Origin of the sequence: Pseudomonas sp. R9.37 (genome assembly GCF_963878885.1) — a bacterium.
Lineage (GTDB): Bacteria > Pseudomonadota > Gammaproteobacteria > Pseudomonadales > Pseudomonadaceae > Aquipseudomonas.
Window position 1 is genome coordinate 63,560 of sequence record NZ_CAWNZA010000009.1, and the last position, 24,572, is coordinate 88,131.

General features: G+C 65.5%; 2 protein-coding genes. Both read right to left on the reverse strand.

Annotated features, from left to right (window positions below):
* Positions 1 to 224 precede the first annotated feature (224 nt).
* Entirely contained in the window at positions 225 to 11,549 is an 11,325-nt protein-coding gene (locus tag AACU78_RS06310) for a non-ribosomal peptide synthetase (RefSeq protein WP_106580319.1), read from the reverse strand.
* Positions 11,546 to 24,451 (reverse strand): non-ribosomal peptide synthetase, encoded by a 12,906-nt coding sequence (locus AACU78_RS06315; RefSeq protein WP_106580320.1) that lies wholly within the window; start codon positions 24,449 to 24,451, stop codon positions 11,546 to 11,548. The genes AACU78_RS06310 and AACU78_RS06315 overlap by 4 nt, the downstream gene beginning before the upstream one ends.
* Positions 24,452 to 24,572 lie beyond the last annotated feature (121 nt).

A 24,572-nucleotide genomic window follows, 5' to 3' on the forward strand; every position in this document is an offset into this window, starting at 1 on the left:
CATCGCGGCGGCCCACGCTCCAAAGCCTGCATGAGGGCACACCGAGCCAAAGCGAGGTGCCGAGTGGTGGGGCGAAGACCTTTTGGTTACTTTTGTGTCTTTACAAAAGTGACCCGCTGTAAGAGCGGAACCATAAGTGGCCGTGACCGCAGCAATGGATAGGTACACTGCCGCACCGCTATCGCCGGCAAGCCAGCTCCCACCTTCAGATCGGTGTATGCCGCTCACGACACCACCTCCCCAATCACCACACCCTCAAGCCACCACCGCGCCAACCCCTGAACGTTCGGCGTTTTAAGCAACGTAAAGTGGTTCCCCGGCCCATACCAAACTTCCAGCCCGCTGCCCTGCCGTCGCCACCCCTCAATCATCAGGCTCTGTTCGCGCTGATTGCCCGCCGCATCCAGCGAAGGGTCCTCAGCCAACACCAACCGCACCACGCCGTGGTAACGCTGATGCGGCTGATACACCGTGCGCAACGCCGCGGCATAAGTGCGCGCCGGTCCGTCCATGGCATCCACCGCAGAGCGCCCCGGCAACAGCCCAACGCCCACCATTGCCGCATGCAGCCATTGCCGCTGCGCCACTTCATCACGCCCAGCAAAGTCCACACGGTCGATACCCAGCGACTTGCCGGCGGCCAGTTGCATCGCCTCGATCAATCGCAACATCGCCGCCGTGGTGGTGTAAGGCCGCCCGGCGCCGCCCGGCGCTTCGCTGTCAATCACCGTCAACGACGCCACCTCACGGCCCATCGCCTGCAACCGCAGCGCCATCTCCAACGCGATCCAGCCGCCAAACGAGTGCCCCACCAAGTGCACCGGCCCCTGCGGACACTCCTGTGCAAGCGCCGCCAGATAACACTGCGCCGCCGCTTCGACCTGGCTATGCGGCACCGCCTGGCCATCGAGCCCGCGCGGCTGCAAGCCGAACAGCGGCCAGTCACGCCCCAGCGCTTCGCTCAACCCCACATACCCGGTGACGCTATCGCCCGCACCCGGCACGCAGAACACCGGCGCATACCCTGCCCGCCCACTCTGAATGCGCAGCAGCGGTTGATGCGCCACCTGCGCCACCGGCAAACACTCGGCCAACGCCTCGCTCATCGCCCGCCCCAGCGCCTGAATATGCGGCGCCTGCATCATGCTCTGGTGATCGCCTGGCACCTCCACCCGGCGCAACTGCCCAGGCGCCAACGCATCCTCCCACCCCAGCGAAACACTGCGCCGCGACAACTCGGTGGGCCGCTCTTGCGCGCTGAACAAATGCACCGCGACCGGCAACGGGAACAGGCTGTAATGCGCCAGCGCATGCCCATGCCCGACCTCCCGTTCGATAAAACTCAAGAGGTCCGCGTCCGCAGCCGCTGCCATTTGCGCGTATAGCAAACCTTGATCGCGACAGCGTTGCAGCAGGCCCGCAAAGTCCAGCTGTCCAATGCCCGCCTCCAAGTATTCAAGGCTCGCCAGCTCATCCACACCTCCCTGTGCTTTCCAATACGCCGTGCACTGCAGCAACAAATGCCGTTTCAGCGCATCCGGCCCGCTCCAGCGCGCCTTGCCCTGATCGGTCATGCGCGGCACATAGCTGTCGATCAAGCCGAGGAAGGCCACCGCCTCATCCTGCCCGAGTAATTGCATCGCCACTTCATAGGCCAGCACGCCGCCAAACGACCAGCCCGCGAGCCGATAGGGCCCGTGGGGCTGGATGCGCCGAATCAACCCGACCAGGCGCGCGGCCAGGCCTTCCATGGTGTTCAGATGCGCTTCGCCAAGCGCCGCACCCGGCAGGCCATAAATGGGATAGTCGCCGGGCAGGTGTTGGCCCAGCGCCGGGAAGTACACGTCCATGCCACTGAATTCATGCAGCAGAAACAGCGGCGGCTGCGAACCGCTGCTGCGCACGGTAATCACCGACGTCTCGCGCGCCGGCGCCTGCGTGCGCTGCTGCAGCATCGCCGCGACGCCAGCCACGCTGGCATGCTGGAACAGCTCAGCCAGGGACACCTGCAACCCGGCCTCTTCCATCAGGTTGACCAGCCGGATTGCCAGCAACGAATGCCCGCCCAGCTCGAAGAAGCTGTCATGTCGCCCAACCTGCTCCAGCTTCAAGACTTCGGCCCACAGGTTGGCCAGTTGCTGTTCCAGCGCATCGCCAGGCGCTTCGAAATCACGGCGATTCAACGCGTCCAGCGCCGGAACCGGCAAGGCTTTGCGGTCGATCTTGCCATTGGCCGTCAGTGGCAAATGCGCCAGCGGTACATAGGCCGATGGCAGCATGTAGTCCGGCAGCTGGCCTTGCAGGTGCGCCCGCACGCTGTCGAGGTCAACAGGTAAGTCAGCCCAGGTGAAGTAAGCCGCCAGGCGCTTGTCACCCGGCACGTCCTCACGCGCCAGCACCACCACGTCCTGAATACCCGCGAAGGTCGCCAGGCGCGCTTCGATCTCACCCAGCTCAATACGAAAACCACGGATTTTCACCTGGTCGTCATTGCGTCCGATGCACTCCAGCAAACCCTCCTGGGTCCAGCGACCAAGGTCACCGGTGCGGTACATCAAGGCACCGGCGTTGAAGGGGTCGTCGACAAACTTTTCAGCGGTCAGCTCAGGGCGGTTCAAATACCCCCTGGCCACGCCATCGCCGCCGATGCAGATCTCACCGGTCACCCCCACCGGCACCGGCTGCAACCAGGCATCCAGCACGTGAATGTGCGTGTTGGAAATCGGCCGGCCGACGGGCACGCTGTCGGCGTCATCGGCAATCGCCTGCACTTCATGGGTGGTGGCATAGGTGGTGGTTTCCGTCGGCCCGTAGCAATGCACCAAACGCAGCCCTGGCGCCTGCGCCAACAGGCTGCGGAACGCCGCCGGGTCGGCGCGCTCGCCGCCGCAGAGCAACATGCGCAAGCCGGCCAGCGCTCGCGGAATCAGCTGCACGTACTGGTTGAACAGCGCCGTGGTGACGAACAGCACAGTCGCGCCCTGCAGCGCACTGCCGAACGCGGCCGGGTCGAGCAAGGTCGCGTGGTCGATCACCTGTACCTGCCCACCGTTGAGCAACGCGCCCCACACGTCCATGGTGCTGGCGTCGAACGCCGGGTTGGAGGCGAAGGCAATGCGGTCGGCCGCATTGAAGTCGGCGTAGCCGTTGTTGAGCACCAGCCGCGTGATACCGCGATGCGGCACCAACACGCCCTTGGGCGTACCCGTGGAGCCGGAGGTGTACATGATGTACGCCACACTGTCCGAGGACTGTGACAGGTCCGGGTTGTGGCTCGGTTGCGGGTCAAGAGTCAGGGTGTCCAGGTCCAGACGCCGGGCGGCGTAATCGATGGACGCGTCGCTGCGGGTCAGCAGCCAGCTCGCGCCGCTGTCCTGCAGCATAAAGCCCTGGCGCTCGGCCGGCGCGTGGATATCCAGCGGCACATAGGCTGCCGCGCATTTGAGAACCGCCAGTTGGCTGACCAGCAGATCGAGCGAGCGCGGCAGCAGGATCGCCACGTTATCGGCGGGCCGCACGCCCAGGCTCAGCAGGTGATGGGCCAGGCGATTGGCGCGGGTGTTCAATTGGCCGTAGCTCACTGCCTGCTCGCCATGCAACGCCGCCAGCGCGTCTGGCCGCGCCTGCGCCTGGGCTTCGAACAGGCGCTGTACCGTGTGCTCGCGGGGGAATGCACGCGCGGTGGCGTTGAACACCGCCAGCTGTTGGCGTTCGGCGCTGGGCAGTATCGGCAGGCGGCTGATGGCGATTTCACGGTTGTGCTCCAGCGCATGCGCCACGTGTTCGAGTGCCTGGTGCAGGTAGCCACACAAACGTCGGGCACCCTGCCCCATGGCGTGCACGCTGAACCCGTCGCCGAGGTCATCGACACTCACCGACAGCCCGTAGGTGGTGTGTTCCTCGGCCTTGAGCAACTCGATGCCCTGCCAGGCCTGCGCCACGCCGCCGGTTTGCGCCGCGCTGTGGCGGTAGTTGAACAGCACGCTGAACAGCGGCGTCGCCACCGGCACTGCGCTGCAACGCTGGGCCAGCGCCAGCGGCGCGTGCTCATGGCCGAGCAGTTGGGTCAGGCGAGCATGAGTCGCACGCAACGCCGTACGCACCGAGTGCTCACCCAGATCGACCCGCAGCGGCAAGGTGTTGATAAACACGCCCATGGCGCGCTCGGCGCCTTCGCCGCCCTGCAGACGGCCGAGCATCACGGTACCGAACACCACACGCTCGCGGCCGCTGACCTTGCCCAGCACATGGGCCCAGGCCAGGTGCATCAGGCTGGCGGCGCTCACGCCCGCTTGACGGGCCTGGGTGCGCAGGCGCTGGCTCAACTGAGGGTCGATGGTCAGATGCGCTTTTTCATCGACACCCAGGTTTTCGACCTCGGTGGGCTCGTCGATCTCAGCGAGCATGTCGCGGAAAAACGCCTCGTGATCGTTAACCGCCAAACGGGTCTGGGCCACGTAATTGCGGTACGGCACTGCAGCGCCCAACGCCGCGTCGCGACCCAACAGAAACGCCTGCAGTTCGTGCTGCAGGATGTCCAGCGCGATGTGGTCCATCACCAGGTGATGAAACAGCAAGGTCGCCACCACGCGCTGCGGTTCCTGCACGTAAACCAGGCGCATCAGCGGCGCTTGAGCCACATCGAGACGCGACGGCAACGGCCCTGTTTCGACGCTTAACGAGGCTTCACGCCAAACCACCTGCACCGGTTCATGAAGGCCATCCCAATGGAAAGAGGAACGCAGCACATCATGCCGCTGGATCACCGCCTGCAACGCCTGGGCAAAGGCCTGCAAGCGCACCCGGCTGTCGAACGCAAACTGCGCCTGCAGCAGGTACGCATCGCCTTCGAGTACGGCGCGGTGGTGATAGAGAATGCCGGCCTGCAACGGCGCCAGCGGGTAGATGTCCTGCACATTGGCCGCCCCGCCGGGGATGCGGGCGACAATGCGCTCGATGGCCGGCTGATCCAGCTGGATCAGGGGCAGCATGTCCGGCGTAATGTGCGTGCAGCCGGGTGCGATGCCATTGGCCGGCACCGCCACTTCACGCCCGCTGCCCAGCGCCGCCGCCAAGGCCGACAAGGTCGGCTGGCCAAACAGCACCTTCACATCCGCCGACAACCCGAGGCGGCGCATGCGCCCCATCAGGCTCACGGCCAGCAACGAGTGCCCGCCCAACTCGAAGAAGTTGTCGTGACGGCCCACACGTTCCACGTTGAGCAGCTCGGCCCACAGGCTGGCCAGGGCAATTTCGGTATCACCCTGGGGCGCCTCGTACTCGCGCACCACCACCGACTCCAGGCCTGGCTCCGGCAAGGCTTTGCGGTCGAGCTTGCCGTTGGGGCTCAGTGGCAAGGCGTCGAGATGGACGAAAATCGCCGGCACCATAAACTCCGGCAACTGGTGCAGCAGATGGCTGCGCAGCACGTCGATTTCGCAGTGCGCACCGGTGTAGTACGCCACCAGGCGTTGCTCGCGGGCGATGACGACCGCTTCATTGATCGACGGGTACTCGGTCAGGCGGGCCTGGATCTCGCCCAGCTCGATGCGTAAACCGCGGATCTTCACTTGGTCATCATTGCGGCCCAAATATTCGATATTACCGTCCGGCAAGTAGCGCCCGACGTCACCGGTGCGGTACATGCGTCCGCGGGTAAAGGGATCATTCAGGAAGCGCTCGGCCGTCAGCTCAGGCCGATTCAGATAACCGCGCGCCACTTGCACGCCACCGATGAACAACTCGCCGACCACCCCCAACGGCACCGGCTGCAACTGGCTGTCGAGCAGGTACATGCGCGTGTTGGCAATGGGTTTGCCGATTGGCGTGTTGTCCGGCGTCACTGCGCCCGCGCAATTCCACGCCGTGACATCCACCGCCGCTTCAGTCGGGCCATACAGGTTATGCAATTCACTGCCCGGCAACTGCTGCTTGAAGCGCCGCACCAGGCTGCCCGGCAGGGCTTCGCCGCTGCACATCACACGCACCAGCCCCGCCGCCTGGCGCACATCGCCATGGGCCAGGAATACATCCAGCATCGACGGCACAAAGTGCAGCGTGGTGATCTGCTCAGCCTCGATCACATCGCACAGGTACTCAGGCTCTTTATGCCCGCCAGGGCGCGCCATCACCAACCGTGCGCCCGTCAACAGCGGCCAGAAGAATTCCCACACCGACACGTCGAAGCTGAACGGGGTTTTCTGCAGCACCGAGTCCTGCGCCTTGAGGCCATATTCGTCCTGCATCCACAGCAGGCGGTTGACCACCCCGGCGTGTTCGTTGATCACGCCCTTGGGCTGGCCGGTGGAACCGGAGGTGTAGATCACATACGCCGTCACGCCCACTGCCTTCGGGTTATCCAGCGGCTGGTGCTGCCAGCAAGGGTGGTCCAGATCGACCACCGGCACCGCACCCAGCAACTCACGCGTAGAGCCTTGAGCCAACACCACTGCCGGCGCACTGTCCTGCAGCATGTAGGCAATACGCTCCAGCGGGTAGGCCGGGTCCAATGGCACATACGCGGCGCCCGCCTTGAGGATGGCGTACAGGCCCACGACCATTTCCAGGCTGCGCTCCACGCAAATGGCCACGCGCGAATCCGGCTGCACACCCAGCGCCAGCAAGTGATGGGCCAACTGATTGGCCTGCCCATTCAACTCGGCATAAGTCAGCTGCCGTTCGCCGGCCTTGACTGCAATCGCGTCCGGGGTGCGCTTGACCTGCGCCTCGAACATCCCGTGCAGGGTCTGGTCGAGGTTGTAATTGACCTCGGTGGCGTTGAAATCAAACAGCAGGTGCTGACGCTCACGGTCATCGACCAGCGACGCATGCTCAAGCACCGCCTGGTCGTTTTCGACCATCGCCTGCAACACGCGGGTGAAGTAGCCGACGTAACGCTGCACGGTCGACTCATCAAACAGCGCCACCGCATATTCCAGCGCGCCAAGAATGCTGCCCTGCACTTCGCCAAGGTTCAGCGACAGGTCGAATTTGGCAAAGTGGCTGTTTTCGACGATGCCTTCCAGGGCCAGGTCGCCCAATGCGAGGGTCGGTGCGCTGCTGTCCTGCCACGTCAACAGGGTTTGGAACAACGGGCTGTGGGCCAGGCTGCGCGGCGGCCGGGTGATTTCCACCACCTGTTCGAACGGCAGGTCCTGATGGGCCTGGGCTTCCAGCGTCAGCGCCTTGACCCGCGCCAGCAGCGCCTCGGTGCTCAACTCGCCCGAGGTGTCGATGCGCACTGCCAGCGTGTTGACGAACAGGCCGATCAGCCCTTCAACCTCGCTGCGCGTGCGGTTGGCCACCGGCGAACCGATCACCAGGTCGTGTTGCCCGGACAGCCGCGCCAGCAGCGAGGCCCAGGCACTCATCAAGGTCATGTACAGCGTGGTGCCATGGCGTTGGCTCAAGGCCTTGAGCCCGGCGGTGAGGCGTTCATCCAGGCGCACTTCGACGCTGCTGCCGGCGTAATCCTGCTGCGCCGGGCGCGGGCGGTCGGTGGGCAACGTCAGCAAGGCCGGCGCGCCTGCCAGCGCCTGCTGCCAATAGCTGCTCTGGCGCTGCAGCACGTCGCCGCTCAGCCACAGGCGTTGCCACACGGCGAAGTCAGCGTACTGGATCGCCAGCGGCGGCAACGGGTCGGGCAGGCCGTGACTGAAGGCCTGGTACAGCGCCATCAGCTCGCGGGTCAGCACGCCCATCGACCAACCGTCGGAGACGATGTGGTGCAAGGTCAGCAACAGCACATGGTGTTCGTCGGCCATCACCACCAGCCGCCCGCGCAGCAGCGGGCCGCGCTCCAGGTCGAACGGCGCCGAGGCTTCGCCGTGAATCAAGGCATCCAGCGCCTGCTGGGGTTGTGGGTGGCGGCGCAGGTCCTGCACTTGCAGCGGCAGCACGTCTTCGGCCGGCACAATCAGCACCTGGGCGTCGTCGCCGTGTTGAGCAAAGCGGCTGCGCAGGGTTTCGTGGCGCGCCACAATCCGCGCCAGCGCCCGTTGCAGCGCCTCGACATGCAACTGCCCACGCAGGCGCAGGCCAATGGGGATGTTATAGGCGGTGTTGGCGCCTTCCATCAGTGCCAGAAACCACAGGCGCTGCTGGGCGAACGACAGTGGCACGGGTTCATCGCGGCTGGCCGGGAGAATATCCGGCAACGTGCTGCGCCCCGATTGGGCCAGGACTTCGGCGACCGCCGCCAGCTCGGCATTGGCGAACAGGTCGCCAAGGATCAGCTCGACACCCAGACGCTGGCGCACCTGGGAAACCATGCGCATTGCCAGCAACGAGTGCCCGCCCAACTCAAAGAAATGGTCGCGACGCCCGACGCGCGCCACGTGCAGTACATCGGCCCAGATCTGCGCCAGCACGCTTTCGATCTCGCCCTGGGGCGCCTCGTACTCGCGGGTAAACACCGCAGCCATGTCCGGCGCGGGCAAGGCCTTGCGGTCGAGTTTGCCGTTGGCGGTGAGCGGCAATGCCACGAGCTTCACGTAGGCAACCGGGACCATGTAGTCCGGTAGCTGCGCCACCAGATGGGCGCGGATATCGCCAACCGCCAACGGCGCGAACGACGGGTTTTCAGTGAAATACGCCACCAGCCGGTCCTCACGGACCAGCACCACCGCTTCCTGAATACCCGGCAATTGGTTGAGCTGGGTTTCGATCTCGCCCAGCTCGATGCGCACGCCACGGATCTTCACCTGGTCGTCGTTACGCCCCAGGTACTCGAGATTGCCGTCCGGCAGCCAGCGCGCCAGGTCGCCGGTGCGGTACATGCGCCCAGCGTTGAACGGGTCCTGCACGAAGCGCTCGGCCGTCAGCTCAGGGCGGTTCAGGTAACCGCGCGCTACGCCTTTGCCGCCCACGTACAGCTCGCCGGCAACCCCCAGCGGCACCGGCCGTTGCTGCTCATCCAGCAAGTACACCGTGGCATTCGCAACAGGCTTGCCGATATGCAGCGGCTGGCCCGTCTCCACCTTGCCGGACGTGGCGACCACCGTGGCCTCGGTGGGCCCGTAGTTATTGATCAACTCAAAACGCTGGGTCCGCGCGAACTGGCGCAGGCGATCACCGCCGATCAGCAAGGTGCGCAAGGTCGGGTGTTCGATCTGTTGGCTGAAGGCGTACTCGGCCACCGGCGTGGGCAAAAAGCACACGTCCAACGGCTGCGCGCACCACCACGCGAGCAAGGCGTCGATGTCTTCGGTGCCGTCATTGGCCGGCGGCAGGTGCAGGGTCGCGCCGACACACAGCGCCGGCCACACTTCCCAGGCCATCGCATCAAAGCCGAAACCGGCGACACTGGCGGTGTGGCGCCCGGCACACAGGTCAAAGGCGCGGCAATGCCAGTCCACCAGGTTGGCCACGGTGTGGTGTTCGACCATTACGCCTTTGGGTAGGCCAGTGGAACCGGAGGTGTAGATCACATAGGCGAGGTTGGAGGGCGTGACATCGACCGTGGGGTTGCTCGCCGAATGATGCTGCCAGGTAAAGCGGTCCAGGTTGATCACCGGCACTGGCAGCGCGGGCAGTCGGTCCAGCAGCCCCTGTTGCGTCAGCACCGCCACCGGCGCGCTGTCGGTGAGCAAATAATTGAGGCGTTCGGCCGGGTGGGACGGGTCCACCGGCACATAGCAGGCGCCGGCCTTGAGGATCGCCAGCAACCCGGCCAGGGTATCCAGGCCACGGCGGGCGACGATGGCCACGCGGTCGTCGGGCTTGACCCCCAGCGCCAGCAGGTGATGGGCCAACAGGTTGGCTTGCTGGTTCAGCTCGGCGTAGGTCAGTTGGCGGCCTTGCTGCACGGCGGCGATGGCCTCGGGCGTGCAGGCCGTCTGAGCTTCGATACGCCCGTGCAGCGTGGTGCCTTGAGGGAAGTCGGCGTGGGTCGCGTTGAACTGCTCCAGCACTTGTTGTTGTTCGGCGGCGGGCACGACCGAGACTTGATTGAGCGGTGTCTGTGGCGCCTGCTCCAGCGCAGTCACGAGGTTTTCCAGCGCGGTTTGCAGGTAGGCGCAGACGCGCTGCGGGTCCACCTGGGTGCTGGCGAGCAAGCTCAAGGCAAAGCCTTCGCCGAGGTCATCCACGCTCAGGGTCAGCGGGTAGTTGGTGCGTTCTTCGGCGCTGAGTGCCGCGATACCTTGCCAGGCCGACACGGCAGCGGCGCTGGCGGCCGGGGCGCTGTGGCGGTAATTGAGCAACGCGCTGAACAGCGGCGTCGGCGCGACCACGCCGCTGCAGCGCTGGGCCAGGGCCAACGCGGCGTGTTCGTGGCGCAGTAAGGTGGTCAGCCGCGCGTGGGTGGCCTTGACCCCGGCGCGCACGTCCTCGGCGCCCACGTCCACGCGAAACGGCAGCGTGTTGATGAAAATGCCCAGTGCCCGATCGGTGTCATGGCTGCCCTGCATGCGGCCCATCAATACGGTGCCAAACACCACGTGCTCTTTACCGGCCAGTACACCCAGCACCTGTGCCCAGCCCATGTGGAACAGGCTGGCGGCGCTCACCCCCAGTTGCCGGGCCTGCGCACGCAGGCGCTGGCCCAGCTGTGGTGCCAGGGGCAGGCTGACTTCGGCAATCCCGCGGGCATCGCCTTGCACGTCGTGCAGGCCAAATGGCAAGGTCGGCTCGCTGATGTCGCCGAGCATCTGGCGGAAGAAACTTTCGTGCTCCTGCTCGCTGATCCCCAACCGCGCCTGCGCCACATAGTTGCGAAACGGCACCGCCTGGCCCAGCGCTGCGCCCTGCCCCAGCAGGCACGCCTGCATTTCATGGCACACCACTTCCAGGGCGCTGTGGTCGAGGGCCATGTGGTGAAACAGCAAGGTGGCGACGATGCGCTGATTGGCCGGATCTTCGGCACGCACCAGGCGCAGCAGCGGCGCCTGGGTCACGTCGAGGCGATAGTGGCGGGCATCGAACAACGCGTGCAACTGCGCGGCGATATCGCCGTCAGCCGGGTCCAGCGCCAACACCTGCACCGGCAGTTGCGCCTGGCGCCAGACCACTTGCGACGGTTCCTGCAACCCGTCCCAGACCACGCCGGTGCGCAGGATGTCGTGGCGGTTCATCACGCTTTGCAGGGCGTGGGCAAAGGCCTCAAAACGCGCCAGGCTGTCGAACGCAAACTGCGACTGCATCACGTACGGGTCGCCCTGCTCGGCGCTGACATGATGGAACAGAATGCCTTCCTGCAGCGGCGCCAGTGGGTAGATATCCTGGATATTCGCCACGCCGCCATCGACTGTGGCGACGATGCGGTCGATCTCGTCCTGGCTCAGGGTCGACAGGGTCAGCATGGCCGGCGTGATGCGCTCGGCGCCCGCCGGGATGCCATTGGCCGGCACCGTCACTTCACCGGCCTTGGTCGGCGAATACTCACCGGCCTTGATCAACTCGATCAACGCCGGCTTGTGCTCGCGCAACGCGGCAAGAATCGCCGGGTCGCTCAGCGCCTGTTTATTGCCCTGCACCGACAACTGTTCGCCCTTGAGCGCCAGTTGCACATCCTTGGTTTTCAGCGTCGCCAACAGCTCAGAAATGCTCACAGGACGATCTCCATTCGTTCGGTTATGGCGGCGTAGCCGGCCAGCGTCGGCTGTTCGAACAACGCCCGCACATCGGCTTCCAGGCCTTCCTGGCGCAGGCGTCCGATCAAGCTCACGGCCAGCAGCGAGTGCCCGCCCAGTTCAAAGAAGTTGTCATGGCGCCCGACCCGCTCGACGTTGAGCAACTCGGCCCACAGCCGGGCCAGGAGGATCTCGGTATCACCCTCTGGCGCCGCGTACTCGCGTACGATCAGCGCGTCCATGCCCGGCGCAGGCAAGGCCTTGCGGTCGAGCTTGCCGTTGGGGCTCAGCGGCAGCGCGTCAAGGTGCATGAACAGCGCGGGCACCATGAAGTCCGGCAGGTGCTGCAGCAGGTGCGCGCGCAGTTGCTCGATGTCGGTGGGTACGCCGGTGTAGTAAGCGACCAGCCGGTCTTCGCGGGCCACCACCGCAGCCTCGTTGACCTGCGCATGTTCGAGCAGTCGCGCCTGGATTTCCCCCAGCTCGATGCGCAGGCCGCGGATTTTCACCTGGTCATCGTTGCGGCCCAGGTACTCGATATTGCCGTCGGGCAAGTAGCGGCCAACGTCGCCGGTGCGGTACAGGCGCCCATTCGTGAAGGGGTCCTTGAGGAAGCGTTCGGCAGTCAGCTCGGGGCGATTCAAGTAGCCACGCGCCACTTGCACGCCGCCGATAAACAGCTCGCCGACCACGCCCAACGGCACCGGCTGCAACTGCGGATCCAGCAGGTACATGCGCGTGTTGGCAATCGGCTTGCCGATCGGCGTGTTGTCCGGCACCTCGGGACGCGCGCAGTTCCAGGCGGTCACGTCCACGGCCGCTTCGGTGGGGCCGTACAGGTTGTACAGGCCGATGCCCGGCAGTAGCTGCTTGAAGCGCCGCACCAGGCTGCCCGGCAAGGCTTCGCCGCTGCACATTACGCGCACCAGGCCGGCCGCCTGGCTGACATCGCCGTGGGCCAGGAACACGTCAAGCATCGAGGGCACAAAATGCAGCGTGGTGATCTGTTCGGCCTCGATCACTTCGCACAGGTACTCAGGCTCTTTATGGCCACCCGGGCGCGCCATGACCAGGCGTGCGCCGGTGAACAGCGGCCAGAAGAACTCCCACACCGACACGTCGAAGCTGAACGGGGTTTTCTGCAGCACGCTATCACTGGCCTTGAGACCGTATGCGTCCTGCATCCACAGCAGGCGGTTGACCACCCCGGTGTGCTCGTTGATCACGCCTTTTGGCTGGCCGGTGGAGCCGGACGTGTAGATCACATAGGCCTGGTGCCGGGCGGTAAGGCCCGGCACGTGGGGGTTGCCAGCGGGTTGGTGCTGCCAGGTGGAGTGGTCCAGGTTGATCACCGGCACCTCACCCAGCAACGCGCGGGTGGTGTCTTGCGCGAGCACCACCACCGGCGCGCTGTCTTGCAGCATGTAGGCCAGGCGCTCGCGAGGATAGGCCGGGTCCAACGGCACATAGCCGCCGCCGGCCTTGAGGATCGCAAACAGGCCGATGACCATGTCCAGGCCGCGCTCCACGCAGATGCCTACGCGCGAATCCGGCTGCACGCCCCTTTCACGCAGCTGATGGGCCAGGCGGTTGGCGCGCTCGTTGAGCGCGCTGTAGGTCAGTTGCTGATCGCCGGACTTGACCGCCACAGCCTGCGGCGTGCGCTCGACCTGGGCTTCGAACAGGCCGTGCAGGGTTTGGTCGAGGTTGTAGTTGACGTCGGTGGCGTTGAATTCCACCAGCAGTTTTTGCCGTTCCTCACTGCCCACAATCGGCAGGCGATTGAGCGGTTGATGCGGCGCCTGCTCAAGGGCTTCAACCAGCCCTGACAAAGCGGTCTGCATGTAAGCGCACACGCGTTGCGCGTCGATTTGCGCCAGCGCGGTGACGTCATAACCATCGCCCAGGTCATCCACGTTCAAGGTCAGCGGGTAGTTGGTGCGCCCGTCGTTGACCAGCGTCTGCATGCCTTCCCAGGCCTGCTGCGCCTCGACCGACCGCGTGGCGGCGCCGCGATGGCGGTAGTTGAGCATTGAGCTGAACAACGGCGCCGGGGCTGCCACGCCGCTGCAGCGCTGGGCCAGCGCCAGCGACGCGTGTTCGTGCCCCAGCAGCGCGGTAAGCCGTGCATGGGTGGCCCGCACCGCAGCGCGCGCACCTTGTGCGTCGATGTCCAGGCGCAGCGGCAAGGTATTGATGAACACCCCCAGCGCGCGGTCGGCGCCCTCGCCGCCTTGCATGCGACCCACCAGCACCGTGCCGAACACCACGCTGTAGCGACCCGAGGTGGCCGCCAGTACCTGGCCCCACGCCAGGTGGAACAGGCTCGCCGTGCTCACGCCCAGCAACCGCGCCTGGGCGCGCAGCCGGCGGTTGAGGTCACTGTCCAGGCGCAGGCGGTGTTCCTGGATCGCGTTGCCGTCGCCGCGCACATCCTGCAAGCCGAACGGCAAGGTCGGCTCATCGACATCCCCGAGCATCTGGCGAAAGAACGCTTCATGTTCCTGTTCGCTTACGCCCAAACGCGCCTGGGCCACGTAGTTGCGGTACGGCATCGGCGCCGCTGTTGGCGCGGCGTGGCCAAGCAAGTGGCCCTGCATTTCGCGCAGCACCACGTCGAATGCGGTGTGGTCGAGGGCGATGTGGTGATAGAGCAGCACCACCACCACCCGCTGGTTGGCCGGGTCCCGGGCGTACTTGAGGCTGATCAACGGCGCCTGGCTGAGCGTCAGGCGATAGCGTCGCGCATCGAAACGCTCATGCAGGCCGGCCAGTACATCGCCTTGCAGGTGCAGCTCTTCACGCGGCAGTTCAGCCTTGCGCCACACCACTTGCAGCGGTTGCGCCAGGCCTTCCCAGACCACGCCGGTGCGCAGGATGTCATGGCGGTCGATGACCTGTTGCAGCGCCTGGGCAAAGGCGTTCAGGCGCTCAATGCTGTCGAACGCCAGGTGCGATTGCAGCAGGTACGGGTCGCCCTGCTCGGCGGTGATGTGGTGGTAGAGAATGCCCTCCTGCAACGGCGCCAGCGGGTAGATATCCTGCACATTGGCAGCGCCGCCGGGCACGCGGCTGACGACGTCGTCGAGGGTTGAGGGGTCGAGTTCCACCAACGGCAACATGTCCGGGGTGATGCGCTGGCAGTCGGCGGTGATGCGGTTGGCCGGCACCTGCACTTCGCGGCCACTGCCCACGGCGGTGGCCAACGCCGCGAGCGTGGGCTGGCTGAACAGCACACGCACGTCAGCACTGAGGCCGACCTGGCGCATGCGTTCGATCAGGCTGACCGCCAACAGCGAATGACCGCCCAATTCGAAGAAGTGGTCATGCCGGCCGACTTGCTCCACCTGCAACACCTCGGCCCAGATCCGCGCCAGGGTGGTTTCCACCGCGCCTTCCGGCGCTGCGTAATCGCGGCTCGGCAACGCGGCTTGGTCGGGTTGCGGCAAGGCCTTGCGGTCCAGCTTGCCGTTGGCGGTCAGCGGCAGCGTGTCGAGCCTGACGTAGGCTGCTGGCACCAGCGCGTCGGGCAGCTGTTGCTGCAGTTGCGCACGCACGGTTTCAATCGCCAGCGGCCAATGTTCGGTGAACCAGGCCACCAGACGCCCCTCGCGCACCAGCACCACGGCTTCGCGGATACCGTCCAGCGCGGCCAGGCGGCTTTCGATTTCGCCGAGTTCGACGCGCACACCGCGCACTTTGACCTGGTCGTCGTTACGGCCCAGGTACTCGATATTGCCGTCGGGCAGCCAGCGCACCAGGTCACCGGTGCGGTACATGCGCCCAGGGTTGAACGGGTCCTGCAGGAAGCGTTCGGCGCTCATCTGCGGGCGGTTCAAATACCCCCGCGCCACGCCACGGCCGCCCACATACAGCTCACCGGCGACACCCACCGGCACCGGGCGCAACTGTGCGTCGAGCACGTACACGCTGGCATTGGCGATGGGCCGGCCGATATGCAACGCCTGCCCGGCGCGCACGCGGCCGGAGGTGGCGACCACCGTGGCCTCGGTAGGCCCGTAATTGTTGATGACCGCAAAGCGCCGCTCCTGGGTAAATTGACGCAGGCGATCACCGCCGATCAACAGGATGCGCAAGGTCGGGTGGTGCAGGTTCTGACTGAAGGCGTACTCGGCCACTGGCGTGGGCAGGAAGCTGACGTCCAGTGGCTGCGCCAGCCACCAGGCGAGCAATTCGTCGATGTTTTCATTGCCGACCTCCGCAGGCGGCACGTGCAAGGTCGCGCCTGCACAGAGTGCTGGCCAGACCTCCCAGGCCATCGCGTCAAAGCCAAACCCGGCGACGCTGCTGGTGTGGCTGCGCGCGTCCAGGCCGAAGGCCTCGCAATGCCAGTGCACCAGGTTTTCCACGGTGCGGTGTTCGACCATCACGCCTTTGGGCTGGCCGGTGGAGCCGGAGGTGTAGATCACGTAAGCCAGGTGCGCCGGGGTCAGGCCGGCCAGCTGCGGGTTGCTGACGGCGTGGTGCCGCAAGCACTCGTCGAACAGGTCGACAGTGGCCTGCGTGCCCAGCAGGTCACGGGTGCTTGCCTCGGCCAAGACCGCTACCGGCGTGCTGTCCTGCAACAGGTAGGCGATACGTTCGGCGGGGTAAGCCGGGTCGATAGGCACGTAGCCGGCGCCGGCTTTGAGAATGCCCAGCAGCCCGACCAGCATCTGCGGGCCACGGCGACAGCAGATCGCGACACGGTCATCCGGCTGCACGCCGAGTGTCAACAGGTGGTGGGCCACCTGGTTGGCGCGTTGATTGAGCTGCTGATAGGTCAGGACTTCGCCGTCCTGCTGCACGGCAATCGCGTGAGGCTGACGTTCGACCTGGGCTTCGAAGGCGCCGTGCACGGTGTGCCCGGTCGGGAAGTCTGCGGCCGTTGCGTTGAATTCGCGCAGCAGGGTTTCGCACTCTGCCGGCGGCAGCACTGGCAATTGATTTAGCGGGGTGCTCACCGAGCGTTCCAACGTCGCCACCAACTGCTCCACGGCGCCGTGCATGTAGCCACACAAGCGCTGGGCGCCGATCTGCGGCAGTGCCAGCACGCTCAGGCCAAAGCCTGTGCCGAAGTCATCGACGCTGAGGGTCAGCGGGTAATTGCTGCGTTCCTCACCGCCCAGCAGTTGCACGCCTTCCCAGATGCCGTGGCCATCGCGGGCCATTTCGCCGGGGGTGCTGTGACGGTAATTGAGCAAGGCGCTGAACAACGGCACGGCCGTCGGTACGCCGCTGCAACGCTGGGCGAGGGCCAACGACGCATGCTCGTGCCCCAGCAGCGCGCTCAAGCGGGTATGAGTCGCCTTGACGGCCGCCGCAGCAGCGCACGCCACATCGACGCGCAACGGCAAGGTGTTGATGAACATGCCCAACGCACGGTCAGCGCCCTCACCTGCCTGCATGCGCCCCATCAGCACCGTGCCGAACACCACCTCATCACGCCCGGACACCAGCCCCAGCACTTGCGCCCACGCCAGGTGCATCAGGCTGGCCGCACTCACCCCCAGCACCCGCGCCTGTTCACGCACCCGCATTGCCAACGCGGCGTCCAGCGGCTGTTCGGCCTCTTCGATAGCGCGGCCGTCGCCCTGCACGTCCTGCACGCCAAAGGGCAAGGTCGGCTCATCGACATCGGCGAGCATGTCGCAAAAGAACTGCTCGTGTTCCGCCACGCTGACACCGAGGCGCGCCTGGGCCACGTAGTTGCGAAACGGTGCAGCGTCAGGCAGTGCCTCGGCCTGGTTGAACAGGAACGCACGCATCTCCTGGCCGACCACTTCCATGGCGGTATGGTCGAGCGCCAGGTGATGGAACAACAGGATTGCCGCGACCCGATTATTCGCCGGGTCCTGGGCATAGACCATGCGCAGCAGCGGCGCCTGGGTGATGTCCAGGCGATAGTGGCGGGCATCGAAACGTTCGTGCAGTTGCTCGATAACGCCGCCCTCAGCCGGGTCCAGAACAACCTCTTGCACCACCAGCCGAGCCTCGCGCCAGACCACTTGCACCGGGCTGTCCAGACCCTCCCAGACCACGCCGGTGCGCAGGATATCGTGACGGGCCGCCACCTGTTGCAGCGCGCCCATGAAGGCGTGCAAACGCTCAAGGCTGTCAAACGCCATGCGCGACTGCAACAGGTACGGGTCACCCTGCTCGGCGCTGATATGGTGATAAAGAATGCCTTCCTGCAGCGGCGCGAGCGGGTAGATATCCTGCACATTGGCCGCGCCACCCGGCACCGTGGCGGCGATGCGCTCGATCGCCGCCTGGTCGAGTTGCACCAGGGTCAGCATCGACGGCGTTATCTGGGCGCAGCCGGCTGGAATGCCATTGGCAGGCACCTCGACCTCACGCCCGCTGCCGACTGCCGCTGCCAGCGCCGCCAGGCTTGGCTGGCTGAACAGCACACGCACATCCGCGCTCAAGCCCACCTGACGCATGCGCTCAATCAGGCTCACCGCCAGCAAGGAATGCCCGCCCAACTCGAAGAAATGATCATGCCGGCCGACACGCTCAAGCTTGAGCACGTCCTGCCAGATCTGCGCCAGCAAGGTTTCCACCTCGCCCTCCGGCGCCTCGTAACCCCGGCTGAGCAGCGCGCTCTGATCGGGTACGGGCAGGCCCTTGCGGTCGAGCTTGCCGTTGGCGGTCAGTGGCAACAGTGCCAGCCACACGTAGGCCGACGGCACCATGTAGTCCGGCAACCGGCCTTGCAGATGAGCGCGCAGTGCCTGGATGTCCAAGGGTGCCTGGGCGGTGTAATACGCCACCAGGCGCTTGTCGCCCGGCTCGTCTTCGCGGGCCAGCACCACCGCGTCTTTTACGCCGGGGAACGCGGCCAGGCAGGTTTCGATTTCGCCCGGCTCGATACGAAAACCGCGGATCTTGACTTGCAGGTCGTTACGCCCCTGGTACAGCAAGGTAGCGTCGGCCTGCCAGCTGGCCAGGTCGCCGGTGCGGTACAGCAGGCCTTCGCCGAAGGGGTTGGGAATGAATTTTTCTGCCGTCAATTGCGGCTGGTTCAAATACCCGTTGGCCACACCGGCGCCGCCGATATACAGCTCGCCAACCACACCCAGCGGCAGCGGTTGCTGGCGCGCGTCGAGCACGTAGGCCTGGGCATTCGCGATGGGGCGACCAATCGGGATACTGCCCGCACCCGGCGCGGTGATTTCAAAGGTGGTGGAGAACGTGGTGGCCTCGGTTGGGCCATAGCCATTGAGCAGATGCTGGGGTTTGCCGTGCTGCAGCACACGGCCGATCACCTGCGGGTCGAGTACATCGCCGCCGACGATCAGGTAGCGCAGTTGGCGGAACACCGGCAGCAACGCATCGGCGTATTGATGGAACAGGCCTGCGGTCATCCACAACACGCTGACGGCTTGCTCCTGCAACAGCGAGGCAAACGCCGCCTGGGACAGCAGCACCGCATGCTCGACCACCACCACACAACCGCCGTTGAGCAACGGCGCCCACACGTCGAGGGTGCTGGCATCGAAGGCCGGGTTGGAGGCGAATGCCACGCGGTCGCGCTCATTGAAATCGGCATAGCCGTTGTTCAGCACCAGGCGCGAGATCGCGCGGTGCGGCACTTGCACGCCTTTGGGGGCACCGGTGGAGCCGGAGGTGTACATGATGTACGCCACGCTTTGCGCCGACTGGGCCAGGTCGGGGTTGCGCGGCGACTGCGCGTCCAGGTTCAGGTCGGCCAGGGTATTGAGCACGCGGTGCGCACCGCTGTCCTGCACCATGAAGGCCTGGCGCTCGACCGGCGCATTGACGTCCAGCGGCACATACACCGCCGCGCACTTGAGGATCGCCAGTTGGCACACGAGTAAATCCAGCGAGCGAGGCAGTGCGATCGCCACGCTTTCGCCCGGCTGCACGCCCTGGCTGATCAGGTGGTGGGCCAAGCGGTTGGCACGGCGATTGAGGTCGCGATAACTCAACGACAGCGCGCCCTGCACCGCCGCCACAGCGTCGGGACGGGCCAGCGCCTGAGCTTCGAACAGTTGGTGCGCCGTGAGCTGCGACGGGTAGTCACGCGCGGTGGCGTTGAAAGCCACCAACAGTTGGTGGCGTTCGGCAGCCGGCAGGATCGACACGGCCTGCAAGGGTGTGGTCGGCGCTTGTTGCAGCGCGGTCACCAGATGGCTCAACGCGGTGAGCATGTAGGCGCCCACGCGCTGTACATCCAGGCTGTTCACGCCCTGCACGGTCAGGGAAAACCCGCTGCCCAGGTCATCGACGTTCAGCACCAGCGGATAGTTGCTGCGTTCTTGCGAACTGAGAATCTCGATCCCGGACGCGGCGAACGGGCTGTCTCCCGGGGCTTCGCCCGGCGCGCTGTGGCGGTAATTGAGCAGCGTGCTGAACAGCGGCAACGAACCCGGTACGCCGCTGCAACGCTGTGCCAGCGACAGTGAGGCATGCTCATGCCCAAGCAACTGCGCCAGGCGCGCGTGGGTGGCGCGCACGCCGGCTTGCACACTGACGGCGCCGAGGCTGACGCGCAGCGGCAAGGTGTTGATGAACATCCCCAGCGCACGGTCGGCACCTTCGCCGCCCTGCATACGGCCCAGCAACACGGTACCGAACACCACGTCCTGCTGGCCGGAGACCTGGGCCAACACCTGGGCCCAGGCCAGGTGCACCAGGCTGGCGGTGCTCACGCCAAGTTGCCGCGCCTGTTCGCGCAGGCCATGACTGAGCGCCGGCTCCAGTGGCACGTGCGCGTCGACGATGCCGCTGCCGTCGCCATTCACGTCCTGCAAACCGAACGCGAGCGTCGGCTCGTCGATATCGCCCAGCATGTCGCTGAAGAAGGCTTCGTGTTGCGCCTGCGTCACCCCCAAGCGCGCCTGGGCCACGTAGTTGCGGTACTGCACCGCGTCCGGCAGTTGCGCGCTGGTGCCGGCGAGGCTGGCGCTCATTTCTTCGACCAGCACTTGCAAGGCGGTGTGGTCGAGCAGGATGTGGTGCAGCAGCAGAATGCCGACGTAACCGCCCTGCTGCTCGGCGTAGCCAAAGTGCATCAGTGAAGCGCGCGACAGGTCGAGGCGATAATGGCGTGGATCGAAGCGTTGTTGCAGTAGCGCCAGGGCATCAAGGCCGTGCGCGTCAATGCGCTCAACCGCCAAGGGTGCCTGGCGCAGCACTACCTGCACCGGTTCATCCAGGCCTTCCCAGACAATCCCGGTGCGCAGGATGTCGTTGCGTTCAATCACGCTGTGCAGCGCCTGGATAAACGCATCCACCGCCGCTTGGTCGGCAAAGCGCAACTGCACCTGCAACACGTAGGGGTCGCCCTCGGTGGTTGCCAGGTGGTGGTAAAGAATGCCGGCCTGCAACGGCGCCAGACCGTAGATGTCCTGCACGTTGGCAATGCCGCCAGGCACGCTTTCGAGGATGTGATCGATAGCGGCCTGGTCCAGGACCACCAGAGGCAGCATGTCCGGTGTGATGCGCTCGCAGGGGTCGACGATCAGGTTGGCCGGCACCTGCACCTCCTGCTGCCCGCCCACCGCCGCGGCCAGTGCAGCCAACGTGGGTTGGCCGAACAGCACGCGCACATCACAGCTCAAGTCCACTTGACGCATGCGTTCGATCAGCTTGACCGCCAGCAGCGAGTGGCCGCCGAGTTCGAAGAAATTATCGTCGCGGCCGACCTTGTCGAGCTTCAACAACTGCTGCCAGATACTGGCGATGGCGGCTTCAACCGCACCTTGCGGGGCGGCATAGTCACGCCGCGCCAGCGCGTCGGCGTCCGGTGCGGGCAAGGCCTTGCGGTCGAGTTTGCCGTTGGTGGTCAGCGGGAATTGATCCAGCCGTACGAAGGCGCTGGGCACCATGTACTCGGCCAGGCTGAGCAGCAGGTGATCACGCAGCTCGGCAGCCCCAAGTTCACGCTCGGCGATCACGTAGGCCACCAGGCGTTTGTCGCCCGGTGCGTCTTCACGGGCAATCACCACCGCATCACGCACGCCGTCGGCGGTGGCCAGACGCGCCTGGATTTCACCCAGCTCGATACGGAAACCACGGATCTTCACCTGGTCGTCGTTGCGGCCCAGGTACTCGACACTGCCGTCGGGCAGCAGGCGGCCAAGGTCACCGGTCTTGTACATGCGCAGGCCGGTGGCCGGGTCGGCCAGGAAACGCTCGGCATTGAGCGCGTCACGGTTGAGGTAACCCCGCGCCACCCCGGCGCCGCCGACGTACAGCTCGCCGACCACACCAAACGGCAACGGCTCGCGACGCTCATCCAGCACGTACAGCTGCAGGTCGGGAATGCGCACGCCTATCGGGCTGACGCCGACCAACTGCGCGTCCGCGGCCTCCAGCGCGCGATAGGTCACGTGCACGGTGGTTTCGGTGATGCCGTACATATTGACCAGTTGCGTACCGGCATTGATGGCGCGGGCGTACCACGGCTTAAGCATGCCGGGCTCAAGGGCTTCGCCGCCGAAAATGACCTGACGCAAGGAGTGCGACTGGGCGCTTTGGGCCGCAATCAACTGGCGGAACGCGCTTGGCGTCTGGTTGAGAATGCTCACGCCCGCGTCGCAGATCAGCGCGTAGCACTCATCCGGCGAACGGCTGACCAGTTGCGGCACGATCAGCAATTGGCCGCCGTGCATCAGCGCGCCCCAGATTTCCCACACCGAGAAATCGAACGCGAAGGAATGGAACAGCGCCCATACATCATTGCGGTTGAAACCGAACCAGTGGTCAGTGGCGGTGAACAGCCGTGCGACCTGGCGATGTTCGATCATCACGCCTTTAGGCAGGCCGGTGGAGCCCGAGGTGTAGATCACGTAGGCCAGGTTCGCCGGGCTGAGGGGGATGCGCGGGTTGACGATGGATTCGCCGCGCAGGCTGTTGAGGTCGATCTGCGCCAGCTCGCCCACCAAGTGGCGGGTGTTGGCTTGCACCAGCACGGCCAGCGGTTCGCTGTCAGCCAGGGTGTAGGCGATGCGCTCCAGCGGGTAAGCCGGGTCAATCGGCACATAACCGGCGCCGGCCTTGAGGATGCCCAACAGACCGATGATCATCTCGGGGCCACGTTCAACGCAGATCGCCACGCGGTCATCCGGGCGCACACCTTGCGCAAGCAAACGGTGGGCGACCTGGTTGGCGCGTTCATTGAGTTGGCGATAGGTCAGGCGCTGAGTGTCGAAGCGCACGGCGATGGCTTCGGGACGGGCGGCGGCATGGGTTTCGACTTGCTGATGGATCAGGGCGGTGTCGGCGTAGTGCGCGGGGCTTTGATTGAGGCGGTGCAGCAGGTGGTGGCGCTCGGTGTCAGGCAGGATATTCAGGCCGCTCAGCGGCTGATCCGGTCGCTGCTCCAACGCATCGGCCAGGCTGTGCAGCGCGGTGTGCAGGTAAGCCGCGACATGTTTTGCGCCGATGACGGCATCGACCATCACCGTCAGTGCAAAGTCTTCGCCCAGGTCATCCACGTTGACGGTCAGCGGGTAGTTGGTGCGCTCCTGGGCGCCGAGCACCTGGATGCCTTCGGCCACGTCGATGACAGCGGCCATATCGGTAGCGGCGCTGTGACGGTAATTGAGCATGGCGCTGAACAGCGGCGTCGGCGCCGCCACACCACTGCAACGCTGAGCCAGGGCCAGCGACGCATGTTCGTGGTTGAGCAAAGCCGTCAGACGCGCATGGGTGGCCTTGACCCCGGCGCGCACGCCCTGCTCGCCCACATCCACGCGTAATGGCAAGGTATTGATAAACATGCCCAGGGCCCGCTCACCGCCTTCGCCGGCGCCCATACGGCCAAGCATTACCGTGCCGAACACCACCGCGTCACGACCGGACACCACGCCCAATACACGCGCCAATGCCAGGTGCATCATGCTCGCCACGCTCACGCCCAATGGTCGCGCCAGGCTGCGCAGACGCCGGCTGAGGGCGCTGTCCACGGGGATGCGTGCCTCGTCGATGCCCTGCCCATCGCCTTGCACATCCTGCAAACCGAAGGGCAAGGTCGGCTCATCGATATCGGCCAGCATTTCGCGGAAGAACGCCTCGTGCGCCTGCTCGCTGACGCCGTGGCGCACCTGGGCGATGTAGCCGCGAAACGCGACCGGCGCACCCGCCTGGGCTTGCTCGCCGGCCAGGTACAACTGGATTTCATGGCGCACCACATCAAGGGCGGTGTGGTCGAGGATGGTGTGGTGGAACAGCAGCATCGCCACCACCCGACTGTTGGCCGGGTCGTCGGCAAACACCAGGCGCAGCAGCGGCGCCTGGCCAAGGTCCATGCGGTAGGTGCGTGCGTCGTAGCGCGCGAGCAATTGGGCCAGGGCGTCGCCGCCCTTGAAGTGCGCTTCTTCGCACACCAGGTTTGCCTTGCGCCATACCACTTGCAGCGGCTCGTCGAGGCGCTCCCACGCCATGGAGGTGCGCAGGATATCGTGACGGTCGATGACCCATTGCAACGCTTGCGCAAAGGCGCTCAGGCGTGCGCGGCTGTCGAACACAAACTGCGCGTGCAGCACGTAAGGGTCGCCCTGCTGCGCCGAAAGGTGATGGTAAAGCATGCCTTCCTGCAGCGGCGCCAGCGGGTAGATGTCCTGCACATTCGCCGCGCCGCCGGGGATGGCCGCGACGATACGGTCGATGGCCGACTGGTCGAGGCTGACCAGCGGCAGCATGTCCGGGGTAATCCGGTAGGCCGGGCTCAGCCAGTCGCCGCCCTGCTCGGCCACCCACTCAAGCAAGCGCGGCTTGTGCGCGATCAGTTGATCCCACAGCGCATCATCCAGCGCTTCGTCGTCGCCCAGGATGATCAGGTCGCCTTCTTCCAGTTGCAGACGGATCGCGTGGGTGGAAATCGCTGCCAATAATTCGCTGAACTGCATGGGGGTAACCTGCCTGATAAGTCACGGTGAAGGAGAAAGTCCGTTTTCAGCTGCCGTTAGGATCGGGTGTGCTGGGCGCCTGAAAAAAAGCAGGCGCAGCCGCAAGCCTGAAGAGGCTTCC

Excerpts from the sequence above, each read along its gene's own strand:
- AACU78_RS06315 (WP_106580320.1), bottom strand. The coding sequence starts at position 24,451 with ATGCAGTTCAGCGAATTATTGGCAGCGATTTCCACCCACGCGATCCGT.